This window comes from Sphaerisporangium dianthi, from assembly GCF_042654065.1.
Lineage (GTDB): Bacteria > Actinomycetota > Actinomycetes > Streptosporangiales > Streptosporangiaceae > Sphaerisporangium > Sphaerisporangium dianthi.
This window is the reverse complement of record NZ_JBHSFP010000001.1, coordinates 402,753-417,875: the sequence shown is the minus strand read 5'-3', so window position 1 is coordinate 417,875 and position 15,123 is coordinate 402,753. Positions and strand designations below refer to the sequence as shown.

General features: G+C 68.8%; 15 protein-coding genes and 1 pseudogene. 7 read left to right on the top strand and 9 right to left on the bottom strand.

The features are described 5' to 3' along the window. Positions 1 to 40 precede the first annotated feature (40 nt). Positions 41 to 286, bottom strand: coding sequence for a DUF2630 family protein (locus tag ACFO60_RS01740; RefSeq protein WP_380835990.1), 246 nt, complete (start codon positions 284 to 286; stop codon positions 41 to 43). 381 nt (positions 287 to 667) lie between these two features. On the opposite strand from ACFO60_RS01740, the gene leuA reads away from it, so the two are divergent. The 3 genes from leuA to ACFO60_RS01725 all read left to right on the top strand — a co-directional run bounded on the left by leuA (position 668) and on the right by ACFO60_RS01725 (position 4,983). Then, entirely contained in the window at positions 668 to 2,383 is a 1,716-nt protein-coding gene (gene leuA, locus ACFO60_RS01735; protein WP_380835988.1) for a 2-isopropylmalate synthase, read from the top strand. Between the two features lie 388 nt (positions 2,384 to 2,771). Next, the gene (locus ACFO60_RS01730; protein ID WP_380835987.1) at positions 2,772 to 4,061 is read left to right on the top strand and encodes an ATP-binding protein; all 1,290 of its coding nucleotides are present in this window, start codon (positions 2,772 to 2,774) and stop codon (positions 4,059 to 4,061) included. A gap of 169 nt (positions 4,062 to 4,230) precedes the next feature. Next, on the top strand, positions 4,231 to 4,983 hold the full coding sequence (locus tag ACFO60_RS01725) for a hemerythrin domain-containing protein (protein WP_380835985.1): 753 nt from the start codon (positions 4,231 to 4,233) through the stop codon (positions 4,981 to 4,983). 30 nt (positions 4,984 to 5,013) lie between these two features. Here ACFO60_RS01725 and ACFO60_RS01720 read toward each other — a convergent pair whose 3' ends face one another. Next, on the bottom strand, positions 5,014 to 6,042 hold the full coding sequence (locus ACFO60_RS01720) for a sigma-70 family RNA polymerase sigma factor (RefSeq protein WP_380835984.1): 1,029 nt from the start codon (positions 6,040 to 6,042) through the stop codon (positions 5,014 to 5,016). A gap of 114 nt (positions 6,043 to 6,156) precedes the next feature. Between ACFO60_RS01720 and ACFO60_RS01715 the strand changes: the two genes are divergently transcribed. Beyond that, the gene (locus ACFO60_RS01715) at positions 6,157 to 6,807 is read left to right on the top strand and encodes a maleylpyruvate isomerase family mycothiol-dependent enzyme (RefSeq protein WP_380835983.1); all 651 of its coding nucleotides are present in this window, start codon (positions 6,157 to 6,159) and stop codon (positions 6,805 to 6,807) included. Between the two features lie 93 nt (positions 6,808 to 6,900). On the opposite strand, the gene bla is transcribed toward ACFO60_RS01715, so the two are convergent. Beyond that, a complete protein-coding gene (gene bla / locus ACFO60_RS01710) occupies positions 6,901 to 7,941 on the bottom strand; it encodes a class A beta-lactamase (protein WP_380835981.1) in 1,041 nt (346 codons plus the stop codon). Positions 7,942 to 8,156: 215 nt separating this feature from the next. Next, positions 8,157 to 8,867 carry a TetR/AcrR family transcriptional regulator gene (locus tag ACFO60_RS01705; RefSeq protein WP_380835980.1) on the bottom strand — a complete coding sequence of 237 codons (711 nt, stop codon included), beginning with the start codon at positions 8,865 to 8,867 and terminating at the stop codon, positions 8,157 to 8,159. 253 nt (positions 8,868 to 9,120) lie between these two features. Between ACFO60_RS01705 and ACFO60_RS01700 the strand changes: the two genes are divergently transcribed. Beyond that, positions 9,121 to 10,047: an alpha/beta hydrolase gene (locus ACFO60_RS01700; RefSeq protein WP_380835979.1), complete on the top strand. Its 927-nt coding sequence runs from the start codon at positions 9,121 to 9,123 to the stop codon at positions 10,045 to 10,047. 103 nt (positions 10,048 to 10,150) lie between these two features. Here ACFO60_RS01700 and ACFO60_RS01695 read toward each other — a convergent pair whose 3' ends face one another. Continuing rightward, on the bottom strand, positions 10,151 to 10,693 hold the full coding sequence (locus ACFO60_RS01695) for a GNAT family N-acetyltransferase (protein WP_380835977.1): 543 nt from the start codon (positions 10,691 to 10,693) through the stop codon (positions 10,151 to 10,153). 410 nt (positions 10,694 to 11,103) lie between these two features. After that, a pseudogene (locus tag ACFO60_RS01690) lies at positions 11,104 to 11,268 on the bottom strand (IS256 family transposase); the annotation flags it as partial. Between the two features lie 243 nt (positions 11,269 to 11,511). Between ACFO60_RS01690 and ACFO60_RS01685 the strand changes: the two are divergent. Next, positions 11,512 to 12,036 (top strand): GNAT family N-acetyltransferase, encoded by a 525-nt coding sequence (locus ACFO60_RS01685; protein ID WP_380835973.1) that lies wholly within the window; start codon positions 11,512 to 11,514, stop codon positions 12,034 to 12,036. 17 nt (positions 12,037 to 12,053) lie between these two features. On the opposite strand, the gene ACFO60_RS01680 is transcribed toward ACFO60_RS01685, so the two are convergent. Then, entirely contained in the window at positions 12,054 to 12,881 is an 828-nt protein-coding gene (locus ACFO60_RS01680) for a DUF6597 domain-containing transcriptional factor (RefSeq protein ID WP_380835971.1), read from the bottom strand. Between ACFO60_RS01680 and ACFO60_RS01675 the strand changes: the two genes are divergently transcribed. Continuing rightward, positions 12,880 to 13,422, top strand: coding sequence for a TIGR03086 family metal-binding protein (locus ACFO60_RS01675; protein ID WP_380835969.1), 543 nt, complete (start codon positions 12,880 to 12,882; stop codon positions 13,420 to 13,422). The two genes, ACFO60_RS01680 and ACFO60_RS01675, sit on opposite strands and share 2 nt — an antisense overlap. Positions 13,423 to 13,556: 134 nt before the next feature. Here the strand turns inward: ACFO60_RS01675 and ACFO60_RS01670 are convergent, their stop codons facing one another. Further along, positions 13,557 to 14,447 (bottom strand): nucleotidyl transferase AbiEii/AbiGii toxin family protein, encoded by an 891-nt coding sequence (locus ACFO60_RS01670; RefSeq protein ID WP_380836429.1) that lies wholly within the window; start codon positions 14,445 to 14,447, stop codon positions 13,557 to 13,559. Beyond that, on the bottom strand, positions 14,444 to 15,058 hold the full coding sequence (locus ACFO60_RS01665) for a type IV toxin-antitoxin system AbiEi family antitoxin domain-containing protein (RefSeq protein WP_380835967.1): 615 nt from the start codon (positions 15,056 to 15,058) through the stop codon (positions 14,444 to 14,446). The genes ACFO60_RS01670 and ACFO60_RS01665 overlap by 4 nt, the downstream gene beginning before the upstream one ends. Positions 15,059 to 15,123 lie beyond the last annotated feature (65 nt).

The window sequence follows — 15,123 nt, the reverse complement described above, 5'->3', positions numbered from 1 at the left end:
GGGTCCCCGGCCTCTCACCTGGACCGGGGACCCGGAGCGATCACTGCTGGTAGTTCTCGACCTCGTCGACCGGGCGCGGGCTGGAGAAGTCGGGGTCCTCGCCGAACTCTCTGCGCGCCTTGCGCTGGCGCAGCAGGTCCCAGCACTGGTCCAGCTCCTGCTCGAGCTCGCGGACCCGGCCGTGCTCGTCGTCGGTGGAGACCTCTCCGGTGGTCACGCGCGCGCGCAGATCGTGCTCCTCGGAGATGAGGTCCTTGATCTTCGCGAGAATCTCGCCGTCCTGCATTACAGTTCCTCCTGTCTTCACCTGGGAGCTTACGGGGACGGCGCCGCGCGGCGCCGCCCGCCTCGACCGGCTGTGGACACCGCGCGCGGGCGTGGTGAGGGCAAGGGCGGGCGCCCCCCTTCCGCACCCCTGGTCCCGCGATCGGGTCACGGGCAGGCCCCGCCGTCTGCTACGGTCGTGGGTATGCTGCGCGGGCTGCTTCTTAGCTGCCGCGGCGAGGGCCTGTAAGAGGCCGGCTCCCTCGCCGCGGAGCGAGCCATGCGTGTCGGCCGCTTTTCAGGGTTCATCCCGGTGGCGACCACTCTCTGATCTCTCAGACCAGCTCAGGCGCGTTGTGTCCTGACGTGCGCCGCCCCGGTTCCGACACGACCAGGAGCACGCATGTATCCCCAGCAGCAGCCCAGCCCCATGCCTTTCCAGCGCTACCAGCCGTTCACCCCGGTGCGCCTCACCGACCGCACGTGGCCCGACAAGGTCATCGACCGGGCGCCCCGATGGTGCGCGGTCGACCTGCGCGACGGCAATCAGGCACTGATCGACCCGATGGACTCCCACCGCAAGCTGCAGATGTTCGACCTGCTGGTACGCATGGGCTACAAGGAGATCGAAGTCGGGTTCCCCGCGGCCTCGCAGACCGACTTCGACTTCGTCCGGCAGATCATCGAAGAGGGCCGCGTCCCCGACGACGTGGTGATCCAGGTGCTGACGCAGGCGCGGCCCGAGCTGATCGAGCGCACCTTCGAGTCGCTGCGCGGCGCCAAGCAGGCCATCGTGCACCTGTACAACTCCACCTCGACCCTCCAGCGCCGCGTGGTGTTCGGCCAGGACAAGGACGGCATCACCGCCATCGCCGTCGAGGGCGCCAAGCTGTGCAAGAAGCTCGCCGACACCATGGGCGACACCGAGATCTACTTCCAGTACTCGCCTGAGTCCTTCACCGGCACCGAACTTCCGTACGCCGTCGAGGTGTGCGACGCCGTCAACGACGTCTGGCAGCCCACCCCCGACCGCAAGGTCATCGTCAATCTGCCCGCCACCGTCGAGATGGCCACGCCGAACGTCTACGCCGACCAGATCGAGTGGATGCACCGCAACCTGGCCTACCGTGACTCGATCGTCCTGTCCCTGCACCCGCACAACGACCGCGGCACGGCCGTCGCCGCCGCCGAGCTCGCCTACCAGGCGGGCGCCGACCGCATCGAGGGCTGCCTGTTCGGCAACGGCGAGCGCACCGGCAACGTCTGCCTGGTCACCCTGGGCCTGAACCTCTTCTCGCAGGGCGTCGACCCGCAGATCGACTTCAGCGACATCGACGAGATCCGGCGCGTCGTCGAGTACTGCAACCAGCTCCCGGTCCACCCCCGCCACCCCTACGGAGGCGAGCTGGTCTACACGGCCTTTTCCGGCTCCCACCAGGACGCCATCAAGAAGGGCCTGGAGGCGCTCGAGCGCGACGCCGTCGCCGGCGGTGTCCCGGTCGACGACTTCGCCTGGGCCGTCCCCTACCTGCCGATCGACCCCAAGGACGTCGGGCGCACCTACGAGGCCGTCATCCGGGTCAACAGCCAGTCCGGCAAGGGCGGCGTGGCCTACATCATGAAGGCCGAGCACGGCTTTGATCTGCCGCGCCGCCTGCAGATCGAGTTCTCCGGCGTCATCCAGTCCCACACCGACACCGCGGGCGGCGAGGTCACCCCCGCGCAGATGTGGGAGGTGTTCAGCGACGAGTTCCTCCCGAACACGGTCAAGCCGTGGGGGCGCTTCGGCCTGCTGGCCCACCGCAACGTCTCCCAGGTCGACGAGAAGGACGCCATCAGCGCCGACATCCGCATCGGCGACGAGATCCGCGAGGTGGAGGGCGTCGGCAACGGCCCCATCTCCGCCTTCGTCGACGCTCTCGGCCGCGTCGGGGTCGACGTGCGCGTCCTCGACTACACCGAGCACGCGATGAGCGCCGGCTCCGACGCCCGGGCCGCCGCCTACGTCGAGTGCCAGGTGGGCGAGCGCGTCCTGTGGGGCGTCGGCGTCGACGGCAACACCGTCACCGCCTCCCTCAAGGCCATCCTCAGCGCCGTCAACCGCGCTTCCCGTGCCTGATCGGGCACCCTGACCTGCTCCGCCTCCGCCGTCCTGCACGATCTGCGGGACGGCGGGCGCCGGCGATGCCTCATCGTGGCGACACCGGGCACGACCTGCCCGCCGTCGCCGGGACTGTGCCCATAAGGCCCCTGCTCCTCCTCGACCGCGCCTTCCGCCACTCCGCTGAGGCGCGGCCGAGTCGTTTCCCGACCGGCCGCAGGCCGGCCGGTGGTGAGTCGGCTCGTCGGCGACCGGCGTGCCAGCATTATGGCGACCAGCCTGCCAGTCCTGATGCGACCAACGTGCCAGATAGTGTGCGACCAGCGTGCCAGGAGAGTAGCGGCCATCGTGCCGGACCAGCGGCGGCCAGCGTGCCGTCGATGGTCATCTGTGGCATTCTGACCAGGTGGTCGACACCTCGCAGACCCCTTTGGGGAAAGTGCTGCCGCGCCGTGCGGGACAAGCCGTTCGAGAGGCGCTGCGCGACACCCGGGTCGTGCTCGTCAACGGTGCGCGCCAGTGCGGCAAGAGCACCTTGGTCCGGTCGCTGGCCAAAGACCGCGCGGCCGAGTGGCGCAGCCTTGACACGCCCGCCGTGCGGCAGGCGGCGATCGCCGATCCGGCCGGCTTCGTCGCCTTTCGGGAACTCATGGTCATCGATGAGATCCAGCGCGCTCCTGATCTTCTGCTGGCGATAAAAGAGCAGGTGGACACCGACCCCAGGCCGGGGCGATATCTGCTGACCGGATCCGCGCGAGTGCTCGGTCTTCGCGGGCTCCCGGACGCCCTGCCCGGCCGGGTGGAGACCATCGAACTCTGGCCCTTTTCGCAGGGCGAGATCGACGGAACGGGTGACCGCCTGGTGGACGCGCTGTTCAGCGAGGGCCCAGATCTCCGCCACACCTCATCTCTGACCCGGAACGAATACGCGGAACGGATCACTCGCGGAGGCTTTCCTGAAGCGGTCGCCCGGACGAACCCTCGCCGGCGTGAACGCTTCTTCGACTCGTACGTGTCGGATCTCATCGCACGGGACGTGAGTCAGCTCTCGGACATCGAACGGCTGTCGGAAATGCGTGCGCTGGTGCGACTGCTGGCGGCGCGATCAGGTGGGCTCCTCGTCGCGAATGCGCTGAGTGGCGATGCGGGGCTGTCGGCGAGAACCGTACATCGCTATCTCACGCTGCTCGACGAGGTGTTCCTGACCAAGCGCATCCCGGCGTGGTCGCGCAACCTGAGCAGCCGCGCGATCAGCACGCCGAAACTCGCCTTCGTGGACTCCGGCGTGGCCGCGAACCTGCTGGGCGCCGACGCCAGGAGCCTCGTCCGGCCCGAAGGCGCCTTCGGACCGCTCCTCGAGGGGTTCGTCCTCATGGAACTGGCCCGTCAGCTGAGCTGGTCGGAAGAGCGCGCCGAGCTGTTCCATTACCGCACCAAGGACAAGGTGGAGGTCGACGCGGTTCTGGAGAACCGGCAGGGGCGGGTGGTCGCCATCGAGGTGAAAGCCTCTTCCACGGTGCGCCCGGACGACTTCAGAGGGCTGCGGCATCTCGCCGACCGGCTCGGAGACGAATTCGTCGTCGGAGTCGTTCTCTACACCGGCACCCAGACCCTGTCGTTCGGAGGGCGCATGCGCGCCATGCCGGTGAGCGCGCTCTGGGAGGTGGGTTCCCGGGTAGGCCTCGACGCCATATGACTCATGGCGGGAGGAGTCGCGGGTAATGCCGCGGATCAAGCATTACCCCCGTGTCGGCGTGGGGCTCGGCGGGACGGGGGACTTTCCCGATCACACGCGGATGCCGCGCGGTCAACCCTGAGATCCGGGTGAAACGGGAGATATCGTGGAAAATCATCACTCGCCGGCAGTGAGCCGTCGTGACCTGCTGGGCCTGTCCACCGTCGCCCTGGCCGGCGCGGTGCCCCTCACCGTCTATCCCGGATCCGGCACGGCTCTCGCGGCGGAGTCCCCGTCCCTGGTCCACGGGCATGGGCACAAACCCAGGGTGACGCCTCCGGAGGACCTCATGCGGGAGCACGGGGTGCTCAAGAGCATCCTGCTGGTGTACCGGGAGGGGATCCGGCGGATCCAGCGTGGCGAGCAGGTGCCCGCCCAGGCGCTGCACGCCGCGGCCCGCGTCATCCGCGACTTCATCGAGCACCACCATGAGCAGCTGGAGGAGAAGTACATCTTCCCGCGCCTGCGCGAGGCCGGCAGACTCCGCCACACGATCACGGTCCTGTGCCTGCAACACAAGCGGGGACGCGAGGTGACCGCCCGCATCCTGGCCGCCACCCACCATTCCGCGGCCTCCGCTCACCAGCGCAACGCCCTGGTCTCCGACCTGGCCGCCTTCATCCGCATGTACGAGCCCCACGAGGCCCGCGAGGACACCGTGGTCTTCCCCCTCTTCCGCAAGGTGACGCCCGCCAGGCAGTTCGCCCGGCTGGGCGAGATCTTCGAGGCCGAGGAGCACCGCCGTTTCGGGCACCGCGGCTTCACCACAGTGGTCCACCGGGTCTCCGACATAGAAAAGGCCCTGCACATCCACGACCTGTCCCAGTTCACCCCCCGGAAGTCGTCCACCTACCCGAGGCACGGCCGAAGCTCAGCCCGCTGACCTCCCGCTCTCTGCCCGCGCGGCACCGGCTCATCGGACCGGTGCCCTGGCGGAACCGCCGTGCGGAGAAGACGGCACCGCGGACGTCATCGCGGCCGGGTCCGGAGAGCCGAACAGGCGGATCAGCCGGTTGGCGTCCAGGTAGGTGGTGATGCCATTGATCAGCCCCTCGGACACGTCGAGGAGCACCAGGGCGAAGGGGGTGTGCACACCGTCGGGGCCGGGCCTGGTCTGCCAGAACGCCGGCGAGCCGTTCGCCGCGACCGGGATCAGGCGCGCGCCCGCACAGGACCCGTCCGGGTCCAGCAACGCCCGCCTGATCTGGTCGCGGCCGCGCAGCCACCAGGTGAAGGGCGGCATCGACATCGTCGCGTCCTCGTGCAGCAGGGCGACGAGCGCGGTGATGTCGTGACGCTCGAACGCGGTGCAGTAGCGGGCGAGCAGCTCACGCTGGGCGGGGTCGGACGGCCGGAACGGCTCGCCGGGCATCACTTCGATCGTCTTGAGCGTCGCCCTCGCCCTCTGCAGCGCGCTGGTCACCGATGCGACCGTGGTGTCCAGGAGGTTCGCGACCTCCTCGGCCTTCCACCGCAATACCTCGCGCAGGATCAGCACCACCCGCTGCCGGGGCGGCAGGTGCTGCAGCGCGGCGACGAACGCCAGACGGACCGTCTCGCGCCGCACGGCGAGCTCCGCCGGGTCGCCGTCCATCGGCAGCACCGACGCGTCCGGAACCGGCTGGACCCACCTGCGCTCGGGCGCCGGCTCACCGATGTTCGACCCGGCGGCCCCCGCCGGGCCGAGATCCATGGCCAGGGCCCGGCGTTGCGGGCTGCGCAGCATGTCGAGGCAGACGTTGGTGGCGATGCTGTAGAGCCAGGTGCGCAGCGCGGCCCGCCGCTCGTCATAGCGGTCGAACGACCGCCAGGCACGCAGCAGCGTCTCCTGCACCGCGTCCTCCGCCTCGAAGCCGGAGCCGAGCAACCGGTAGCAGTAGCCGGTCAGCTCGGCCCGGAACGGCTCCAGCCGGGAGCCTTCGCCGGTCAGCGTCTCCACCATCCCCCGACCATATGCGCCGTCACCGACACATCGCCGGGCCGGACCGATGACTTTCCGGCCTCGCGCTCGTACTCACCCAAGGAACGGTCGACGAACGCGAGCGAGGAGATGGTGATGACCGAAGACGGCCTTCAGGACGCGGTGGTCGCAGAGGTGGTGGCGGAACGGGCAGAACAGGCGGATCTGCTCGCCACTCTGCGACCGGAACAATGGGACGCGCCCACGTTGTGCGACGGCTGGAGGGTGCGCGAGGTCGTCGCCCACACCACGTTGCCCTACCGCACCTCCCTCGGCAGGACCGTGGTGGAGCTGGTGAAGGCGCGCGGAGACTTCAACCGCATGGCCGATCGCTGCGCGCGCCGCGACGCCGCCAGGCTGCCGCCCGCCAGGCTGCTCGCCTCGTTGCGGGACAACATCGCGCACCCGTGGACGCCCCCCGGCGGGGGCGTCCACGGGGCGCTGTCCCATGACGTCATTCACGGACTCGACATCACGGTGGGCCTGGGACTCGACCGCCGGGTCCCGCCCGAACGAGTCGCCATGGTGCTGGCGGGGATGCGGCCGAAGAACATCGCGTTCTTCGGGACCGACCTCACGGGGGTCGCACTGCGGGCCACCGACCTCGACTGGAGCCACGGCACGGGAGCTCCCGTCTGGGGCCTGGCGCAGGATCTGCTGCTCGTCATCTGCGGACGGCGTCTGCCCGCGAGCCGGCTCACGGGTGAGCCGGCGTCACGGTTCTCCCTGGAGTCCCGGCGGCGGTGAGCGACCACCGTGCCGGCATCCTCGCGGCGAACGTGTCAGCGCGGAGGCGCGCGATCGGCGGGGCCGGCTCGGTCGCGCGCCGCGGTGACACGGTCAGGGCAGTTTGCCGAGGCCGCGGGCGAGGATGGTGGCGGTCTCGGCGATGACCTTGTTGCCGCTCGGCGTGCCGGCCGCCTTGCCGTTGGTGTAGACGGTGACGATCACCGGGGCGGCGCCGGCCGAGGTCACGACGACGGCCACGTCGTTCGCGAGGCCGGCGGTGGCGTTGGTGCCGGTCTTGTCGCCGACGATCCAGCTCTGCGGCAGTCCGGCGCGGATGCGCTCATTGCCGGTCTCGGACGCGCGCAGCCAGGCGTTCAGCTGTGCCCGGTCCGCCGCCCGCAGAGTCGTGCCAGCGGCCACCTTGCTCAGGTCGCGGGCCATCGCGGCGGGCGTGGTGGTGTCCCGCTTCTCCTTCAGGGTCCAGTCGTTCAGCTCGGTCTCCCAGCGGTCGAGGCGGGAGACCGGGTCCTTCAGCGTGCGGAAATACCTGGTGAGACCGCGAGGGCCGCCGATCTGCTTCAGCACCATGTTGCCTGCGGTGTTGTCGCTCACGGTGATGGCCGCGTGGCAGAGCGCCGCCACGGTCATCCCGTCCTCGACGTGCTTCTCGGTGACCGGGGAGTTCTCCACCACCTCGTCCTTGGTCCAGTGGATCACCCGGTCCATCAGGCCGGGGTCGGACGTGCGGGCCTTGTGCAGCACCGCGGCGCACGCGACCGCCTTGAACGTGGACAGCAGCGGGAACCGCTCGCCCGACCGGTAGCCGATCGTCTCGCCGGTGGCCGTGTCGATCGCGTAGGCGCCGATGCGCCCGGCGAAGGACGCCTCCAGCGCCCGCAGCCGCCGCCGCGCCTCGGCCTCCGGCGACGGCGCGCGCACCTCGCCGGTGGCGGTCGCCCCGCTCGCCGTCCCGGCAGAGGCCGCCCCGGCCCGTGCCGACGCGGTGGAGGCGACCCCGGTCGTGGACGCGCCCCCGGTTTCGGCGGCCGACGCCGGGCCCGCTCCGTAGGCGCCGCCGCCCGCCAGCACGGCGATCGCCAGTACGCCTGCTTTCGCCGTCACAAGAGACCGGCGGAAACGGAGGTGTCGCATGCTCATCCTCACTGTTGATCGATCAGGAACGGCGAGCAAACCAGACCAAAAGCACCGATGTCCAATATCGATATCAGTCGTGACTCGATAGCGATTCGCATATCAACGCAGGTGAAGGAGCGTTCCCTTGATCCCGGGGGGTGTTCTCACGAACGAGGTCCGGACAGGACGGTCAGGCACCTCGTCTCGATTCCCTCGCCCATGGTGAGTCCTGATCACTCGTTCGGGACGAGGCCCAGCAGGTGGCCCTGGAACAGGGCGGTGTGGTCGAAGACGGCGGCGCGGTCCTCTTCGATGACGCTCTTGTACATCCCGAACAGTTCGAAGCTGACGGCGCCGTAGACGTGGGTCCAGGCGCCGATCGCGCGCAGGATGACGTCGTCGGACAGGTCGGTGAACAGCGCCTCGCGCAGCCGCCGGGCGTCCGGGGCGAACGACGCGGGGGCGGGCGGCAGCCCGGCCAGGGGCGCCAGCGTGCCCGCCTGGTGGGCGTCGCGCAGGATGTTCGCCATGACGACGCCGTCCCGGGCGGCCGCCACGGCGGTGTCCTGCGGGGCGACGTAGCCGGGCACCGGAGTGCCGTGGATGAGCGCGTACTCGTGCGGATGGGCCAGCGCCCACGCGCGCACGGCCCTGCAGGCCGCCATCCAGCGGTCGAGGTGGCGGTCGCGCCCGCATGCCGCGTCGGCCGCCTCGACGGCGGCGCCGACCGCGTTGAACGCCTCGATGATGAGCGCGGTGATCAGGTCGTCGCGGCTCGGGAAGTAGCGGTAGATGGCCGACGACACCATGCCCAGCTCACGTGCGACGGCGCGCAGCGAGAGCCCGCCGGCTCCCTCCTCGGCGAGCCGGCGTCGCGCCACCTGCATGATCTCGCTGATCAGCTCGGCTCTGACGCGTTCGCGGGCGGTGCGGCTGGCGTTCATTCCCCCGACTCTACCTGGGCACCGGCTTGATTAGAGAGCACCGCTCTGCTCGCGATCGGCAGGCTGACGACCGGGAGCAGAGCCGGGCTCCCGGCACGGGATTTCGAGCGCTCCGCGGCAGGGGCTCCCGGACGGCCCCTTGCCCACGGTCTCGCCCAAGATTGCCCGCGCTCTCGCCCAAACCGTTCGTTTCAGTGATGTGGACGGCCGCCCGATCAGTCAGCATCGAGGACGGTCACACCGAAGGGGAGAGATGAACGCTGCACGCACCGGGCGACGAGGCACGGCAACAACGTCCCTGCTGGCGCTCGCCGTCACGGCACTGTCGGCGGGAGCCCTGCCGGCGAGCCGAGCCCAGGCGGCGGAGGCCGTGTCGTCCGGCCACGCCCAGCAGGCCACGCCATCACCACCACCCTCACACGCGCCGTCGAACCGGCCGTCGTCGTGTCCGGGAGCCGGCCGCGCCAAGCCCACGGTCGTGCTGGTGCACGGCGCATGGGCCGACGCTTCGAGCTGGAGCGGCGAGGTGAGCGCCCTGCAGCGCGCGGGTTACACCGCGCGGGCCATAGCGAACCCGCTCAGGAACCTCACCACCGACGCGGCGTCCGTCGCCGACTTCCTGAAGACCCTCTCCGGTCCGATCGTGCTCGTCGGGCACTCCTACGGAGGCTCGGTCATCACCAATGCCGCCGCGGGCGTCCCGAACGTCAAGGCGCTGGTGTACGTGGACGCCGCGGCGCCGGACGTCGGCGAGACCACCGGCGGGCTCAGTGGCGCGGACTCGGCGCTCAACCACAAGCCCGAAACCCTCTACGACAGCGTGTCCTATCCGGGAGCGCCCCAAGGGGCGACCGACCTCTACCTCAAGCGGGACGTCTTCGTCCGTTCGTTCGCCAACGACCTTCCCCGGGACACCGCGGTACGTCTGTGGGCCTCGCAACGGGCCGCCTCGACCAGCGCGTTCATGACGCCCTCGAAGGCCGCGGCGTGGCGCACGATCCCGTCCTGGTACTTCATCAGCACCGGTGACCGGATCATCACCCCGTCCTCGGAGCGGGCCATGGCCCGCCGCGCCCGCGCGAAGATCACCGAGTTCCGGGGCGGATCCCACCTGACCCTCATCTCCCACCCCGAGGCGGTGACCCCGGTGATCAGGTCCGCCATCTGCTCCGTGCACTAGGGCGTGTATCGAAAGTCGATCTTTGATGTAAGATGATCTTGACTCGTGGCGCGTGGAGATCTGACGGATGGACAGTGGGCCCGCCTGGAGCCGCTGCGCGTGGCTATGACTCGCGCCGCGGCAGGGCGAGTTCATAGCGGCTGACCCAGGTGACCGGACCATCCTCCAGTCGCTGACCAGGAGCACCCCCCACCGGCACGTCTCCGCGGTGCGCGAAGCCGTGGGTCTCGTAGTAGGCACGCAGCCGATCATTGGACTTCACGCAGTCCAGCCGCAGAGAGTCGGCGCCCTGCTGCCGTGCGGCATTGGCTGCCCAGTTGAGAATGCGGGCCCCGAGCCCCGCCGCCCATCGACGCACGGCCATGCGGTGCACGTATCCCGCAGCGCCGCCGGCGTCCGCCCACAGCGGATCAGACCAGTCCATGGTGACTGTCCCCGCCACCTTGTCCCCGGTAGCCACCAGCCACGTCTCGCCCCGAAAGAGGGCCTCCTCAACCCATGCGGTCTCAAAACGCACAGGCCACTGGCCGATTCCACGTGCGTTCAGCCATCCTGCCGCCTCATCGAGCACGGTCAGCACCTCGTCCATACGGTCGACGCCGACACGCTGGAAGACGACCTCCATGCCGTTCCAATCAGCTGTCATGGCCAAATTATCCCAGCACTTCCGATATACGCCCTAGTGCGGCGAATCGCGGGCTAAGAAGGTGGGCGGCGGCCGGCGGTTGACCGTTCGGTGTTGGCGACGGTCCGCATGGTCGAGTCGAATGGATCGGGGCGCGCCGCACAGCGAAACCTTGGGATCTTTCTCGGCTGCGGTTCGTTTCCAGGGACAGCACGCGTCTACTTCCTGGAGACATGATGTTAGATACCGTCTTAGCGAGCCTCGCCCTCGCTATCGCGCTCGCAGCCGCCATCTTCGCGGCTCGACAGACCAGCGTTGCCACACAGCGAATGGCTTGGGGCTCTGGAAGGGGCACAGCGCCTTCATGCTCGAGACGTGCCCTGCTCTCCGAGCCGTAGTAGATCGGAATCCGGCCATCTGGCAGTACCTCACTCCTCGCTGCGGGTGCCGTAGGTCGCGTTGCACAGCCCGTCGGCCTCGGCCGACATCAACGTCTCGGCCATGGTCTTCACCATGGATCGCAACAGATCCGGCTCCTGGGTCTCGATCTGCTTCGCCAGCCGGCTCGCAGGATCCACACTGTCGTTGACGGCCATCCTGTTCTCCTTCGATCTTGATCTTCGCACTCGAAGGATCACGCGATGGCCGTCCTCATTTCACGACGCCACGCTGGCTACCAGCGGAAACTCGTACACCACCTCCGTGGACGCAACCCGCGGTACGGCGCGTGACGTGCGGCATGCCCCAGGAGTCCCCCCGCGCCCGCGGATCTCGCGAGGTAAGGTCCAGGCCAGTGACGCGATCTTGGCGGACGCACGCACCGCAACGGAGGTGGCGCGATGAGCGCGCTCGAGGTACGACTGCGACCGGTGACAGAGGACGACCTGGACATGTTCCGGCGTTTCGCCACGGAGCCGGGATTGGTCGGCCTGGACTGGACGGGATTCCGCGATGCGCAGGCCCCGGCGCGGCGCTACGCTACCGACGGTTACCTGGGCGAAGAAGACAGCAGGGTTATCGTCGAGGTCGACGGCACGGCGGCGGGTTTGATGAGCTGGTCGGCCCGAGGGTTCGGGGTCTCCCGCTACTGGGAGATAGGCATCGCCCTGCTTCCGGACTGGCGCGGGCGTGGGATCGGCGGACACGCTCAGGCGATGCTGTGCGACTACCTGTTCACTCACACTCCAGCCGAGCGCATCCAGGCGACAACCCACCCGGAGAACATCGCAGAACAGAAATCGCTGGAGAGGGCCGGCTTCACATTGGAGGGCGTCCTACGCGCGGTGGAGTTTCGCGCCGGTCGGTGGCGCGATGGCTGGATGTACAGCAGGTTGCGAGACGATCCGCCTCCCGCGGGCCAGTGAGCGTGGCCCCCCTGTGCTCAGGTTCGGCTTCTGAGGCGGGCGTAGGACGCGGGGGACATGCCGACCGCGGCGGTGAAGTCGCGGGTCAGGTGGGCCTGGTCGGTGTAACCGAGTTCGGAGGCCAGCGTGGCGAGGTCGAGGCCCTGGTATATCCGCTCCGCGGCCTCGTGCAGCCGGAAGCGGCGGATCACCCACTTCGGGCCGATGCCGACATAGTCCCGGAACAGGCGCTGCAACGAGCGCACCGACCGCCCAGAGGCGGCGGCCAGCGCGTCGACCCTGGTCACGGACACGTCGCGCTCCACCAGCTTGACCAGCGCCGCGACCTCCTCCACCAGCGGATCCCGCTGCGGCCCCAGACCCAGCAGGAACGCCTCGACGAGCGCGATGGCGGCCCGGGTGTCGGGTTCGGCCAGAACCCGCTCGACCAGGGTCGCGCCCGCCGCGCCGTGCATCTCGCCGATCTCGGCGAAGCGGCCGGTCAACTGGGACGCCGGGCCGCCGAGGAACGGCCGGAAGCCGCCGGGGCGGAAGCGCGTGCCGAGCACGCGGCCGCTGCCCCGCATCGTGTAGGAGAACCCACCCTTGATCACTCCCGCGACCCGGTGGAAGTCGTGGGTGATCGTCATGTTCACGGTGGGATGCGACACGATGCGCTGTTCGTACGGCTCGGCGAGGTCGGTCCACGTGACGACCCAGAAGTGGTCTACATAGGCGGAAATTTCGGGTGATGGCGCCTGGCGCGCGAAATCGAAGGCCTTGAGCCCCGCGTACGGGTCGACCCAGCCGCGCTGTCGCGTTTCTACAAGCCGCGCCTCGGGCTGGCGGGGCACGATCGCTGCCATGGACGACATGATGCCCGTGATGACGCGCGCCACCGAACGGACCGCAGGATTGGTTCGCGCGGTGCGGCAGGAACAACTCGCGCATGCGACGCCCTGCGCGGAGTTCGACGTCAAGGGCCTGATCAACCACCTTGAGTGGGTGGCGGAGATGTTCGAGTCGCTGGGGCGCAAGGGGGCGATGGTCGAGCAGGGACCCTACGCCGGCGACTTCCCCGAGCGCGCGGAACGCATGTTGGCCGTCTGGTCGCGGCCCGAGGCCTGGGAGGGGAGCAACCCCGCCATGGGCCTGCCGATGACCACGCTGGGCCACATGTGGCTCGTCGACATGGTCGTGCACGGCTGGGATCTGGCGCGGGCCACCGGCCAGGAGTACGACCCGGACCCCGAGGCCGTCTCGCGCGCGCTGAGCTTCACCGTGCAGATGGTGGAGATGGGCAGGCAGCGCGGCGTCTTCGGGCCGCCGGTGGCCGTGCCGGACGACGCCCCGCCGTTCGACCGCCTCCTAGGCCTCATCGGCCGCGACCCAGCCTGGAAGCCATGACCCGCCCCTCGGCCCTGGATCCGCTTGTGGGAAGGGCTGTTTTCAGCGTCAGGCCGGAGGATCCCGGAGGAGGAGGGGTGTCTCCTTGATCCGCTCGTAGACGCCCCTGCCTCTGACAAAGTCTGATTCAGACCCTAGCGGCCGCTGCTGTCGAGACCCTTTCCGTAACCATCGGTGATCGATCGTTTCCAGAAGGCACGCACGAGTTCCACGGCGGTAGCCAGGTCGGCAGGGGCGTCAGTGAGTCCTCTCGCCAAGGGTGGGTAGTCGACTTCCCACCGGGGCGGCGGATCAGGGATCTCGTCAGGCAGGGCCTGCACTGTCCGCACGTTGAAGACGTGTCCGCAGACCTCGACCAGCTCCGCGTTCGGGGTCAACCCTGTCTCTATCAGCAGCACCAGATCAACGAGATCCTTCACTCTCGTGTTTGGCCGATCACCGTAGTCGCTGGTGAGCGCGTGCAGCTTCTCTGCGAAATGCTGACGGGGATGGACTGCTTCGACGCTGCGGACGGGCACCTCGGCGAACGACAACGCTCCAGGAAGTCTGAGCTGTTCGGTCTCGGCGAGCTCCTCAGGACGTAATACGGCATCCAACCGGAACGCCGCGAACTGCTTGCCGCCGATGCGGGCTTCGATTCCGAACCGGTAGGCGGGGCGCTCCATGCTGTCCGACCGTAGTTTGAAGGGCGCTGCCACACGGAAAAGGAAGCCATCGGAATCCAGATCAGGAGCCAGTGTTTCGATCAGCTCTTCACGCGGAGCGTCGGCGTTCAGGTCTCCGGCGCGAATGGCGAGATCGAGATCCTTGGTCGCCCGTGCCCTGTCCAGCAGCCGGAACTCCATGACCGCGCCGCCTTTGAGAACCCAACGTCCAGGCTGGAACGCCGACAGCCGGACGGCGACCCGCTCGAACAGGACCCTTCGGTGGAGCCTGCCAAGGTCGGTGCCGTTCCCGTCGGCCTGTTGTTCAAGGCGGGTCTCCAGCGCCTGACGCAGTGACACCGCCGTCCCGTAGCGTGTCACGTCCAAGCCGTCCGCAGTGCACGTTCAACGCCCAGTTCGGCGCGGCTCCCGAGCCGCTGCGCCGCCCGGGCAAGCTGACCGCGCGTGACCTCACCGCGGTCGAGGAGCTCGGCGACGGCAGAATCGATCAAGTCCTGATCCAGCGCCTCGGCGGCGGACTCGGTGATGGCCCGGAGAGGTGTAGTGACCTTGAACCCCTCACGATCCTCGATGTCCTCCGGCAGAAGCTCGGCACGATGGAGTACGACGGCCTCGCCCCTCTGTCGGAAGCCGGGATCGACCGTCAGATGGATCTTCTCTGGATTCGCGATGCCGAGGTCGTGAACGGCCAGTGCGCTGGCATGTGACACAACGGCACGTCCCCTGCTCCAGAGCCACCAACGCACAAAATGGTCATGTTCATCACCAGGCAGCATGGCGAACTCGCGGAGGCGGTAGAGGCCCCTGTCGATGCGGACCCAGTTACCGCTCCGGACGTGGAAATGCTGCGCCTGATGGGAGTAGCCGACCTTCACCGCCTGGGCAGCGGTGAAGTAGCCACTCTGCCTCGCCGCCAGCTCCCAGAGCAGGTCATGGCGCCTGTGCTTGGCCGCCGTCCGGTGGATCAGCATGCCTTCATCGTAGCGCGCAAACTAAGACTAGCTTTTAGTTTCTTGCGAATCGGCTACACCAAACT

Bases quoted from the DNA above. Each gene is read 5' to 3' on its own strand.
- ACFO60_RS01740 (WP_380835990.1), bottom strand. From the start codon at position 286: ATGCAGGACGGCGAGATTCTCGCGAAGATCAAGGACCTCATCTCCGAG.
- leuA (WP_380835988.1), top strand. From the start codon at position 668: ATGTATCCCCAGCAGCAGCCCAGCCCCATGCCTTTCCAGCGCTACCAG.
- ACFO60_RS01720 (WP_380835984.1), bottom strand. From the start codon at position 6,042: ATGGTGGAGACGCTGACCGGCGAAGGCTCCCGGCTGGAGCCGTTCCGG.
- ACFO60_RS01715 (WP_380835983.1), top strand. From the start codon at position 6,157: ATGACCGAAGACGGCCTTCAGGACGCGGTGGTCGCAGAGGTGGTGGCG.
- bla (WP_380835981.1), bottom strand. From the start codon at position 7,941: ATGCGACACCTCCGTTTCCGCCGGTCTCTTGTGACGGCGAAAGCAGGC.
- ACFO60_RS01705 (WP_380835980.1), bottom strand. From the start codon at position 8,867: ATGAACGCCAGCCGCACCGCCCGCGAACGCGTCAGAGCCGAGCTGATC.
- ACFO60_RS01700 (WP_380835979.1), top strand. From the start codon at position 9,121: ATGAACGCTGCACGCACCGGGCGACGAGGCACGGCAACAACGTCCCTG.
- ACFO60_RS01695 (WP_380835977.1), bottom strand. From the start codon at position 10,693: ATGACAGCTGATTGGAACGGCATGGAGGTCGTCTTCCAGCGTGTCGGC.
- ACFO60_RS01685 (WP_380835973.1), top strand. From the start codon at position 11,512: ATGAGCGCGCTCGAGGTACGACTGCGACCGGTGACAGAGGACGACCTG.
- ACFO60_RS01675 (WP_380835969.1), top strand. From the start codon at position 12,880: ATGGACGACATGATGCCCGTGATGACGCGCGCCACCGAACGGACCGCA.
- ACFO60_RS01680 (WP_380835971.1), bottom strand. From the start codon at position 12,881: ATGGCAGCGATCGTGCCCCGCCAGCCCGAGGCGCGGCTTGTAGAAACG.
- ACFO60_RS01665 (WP_380835967.1), bottom strand. From the start codon at position 15,058: ATGCTGATCCACCGGACGGCGGCCAAGCACAGGCGCCATGACCTGCTC.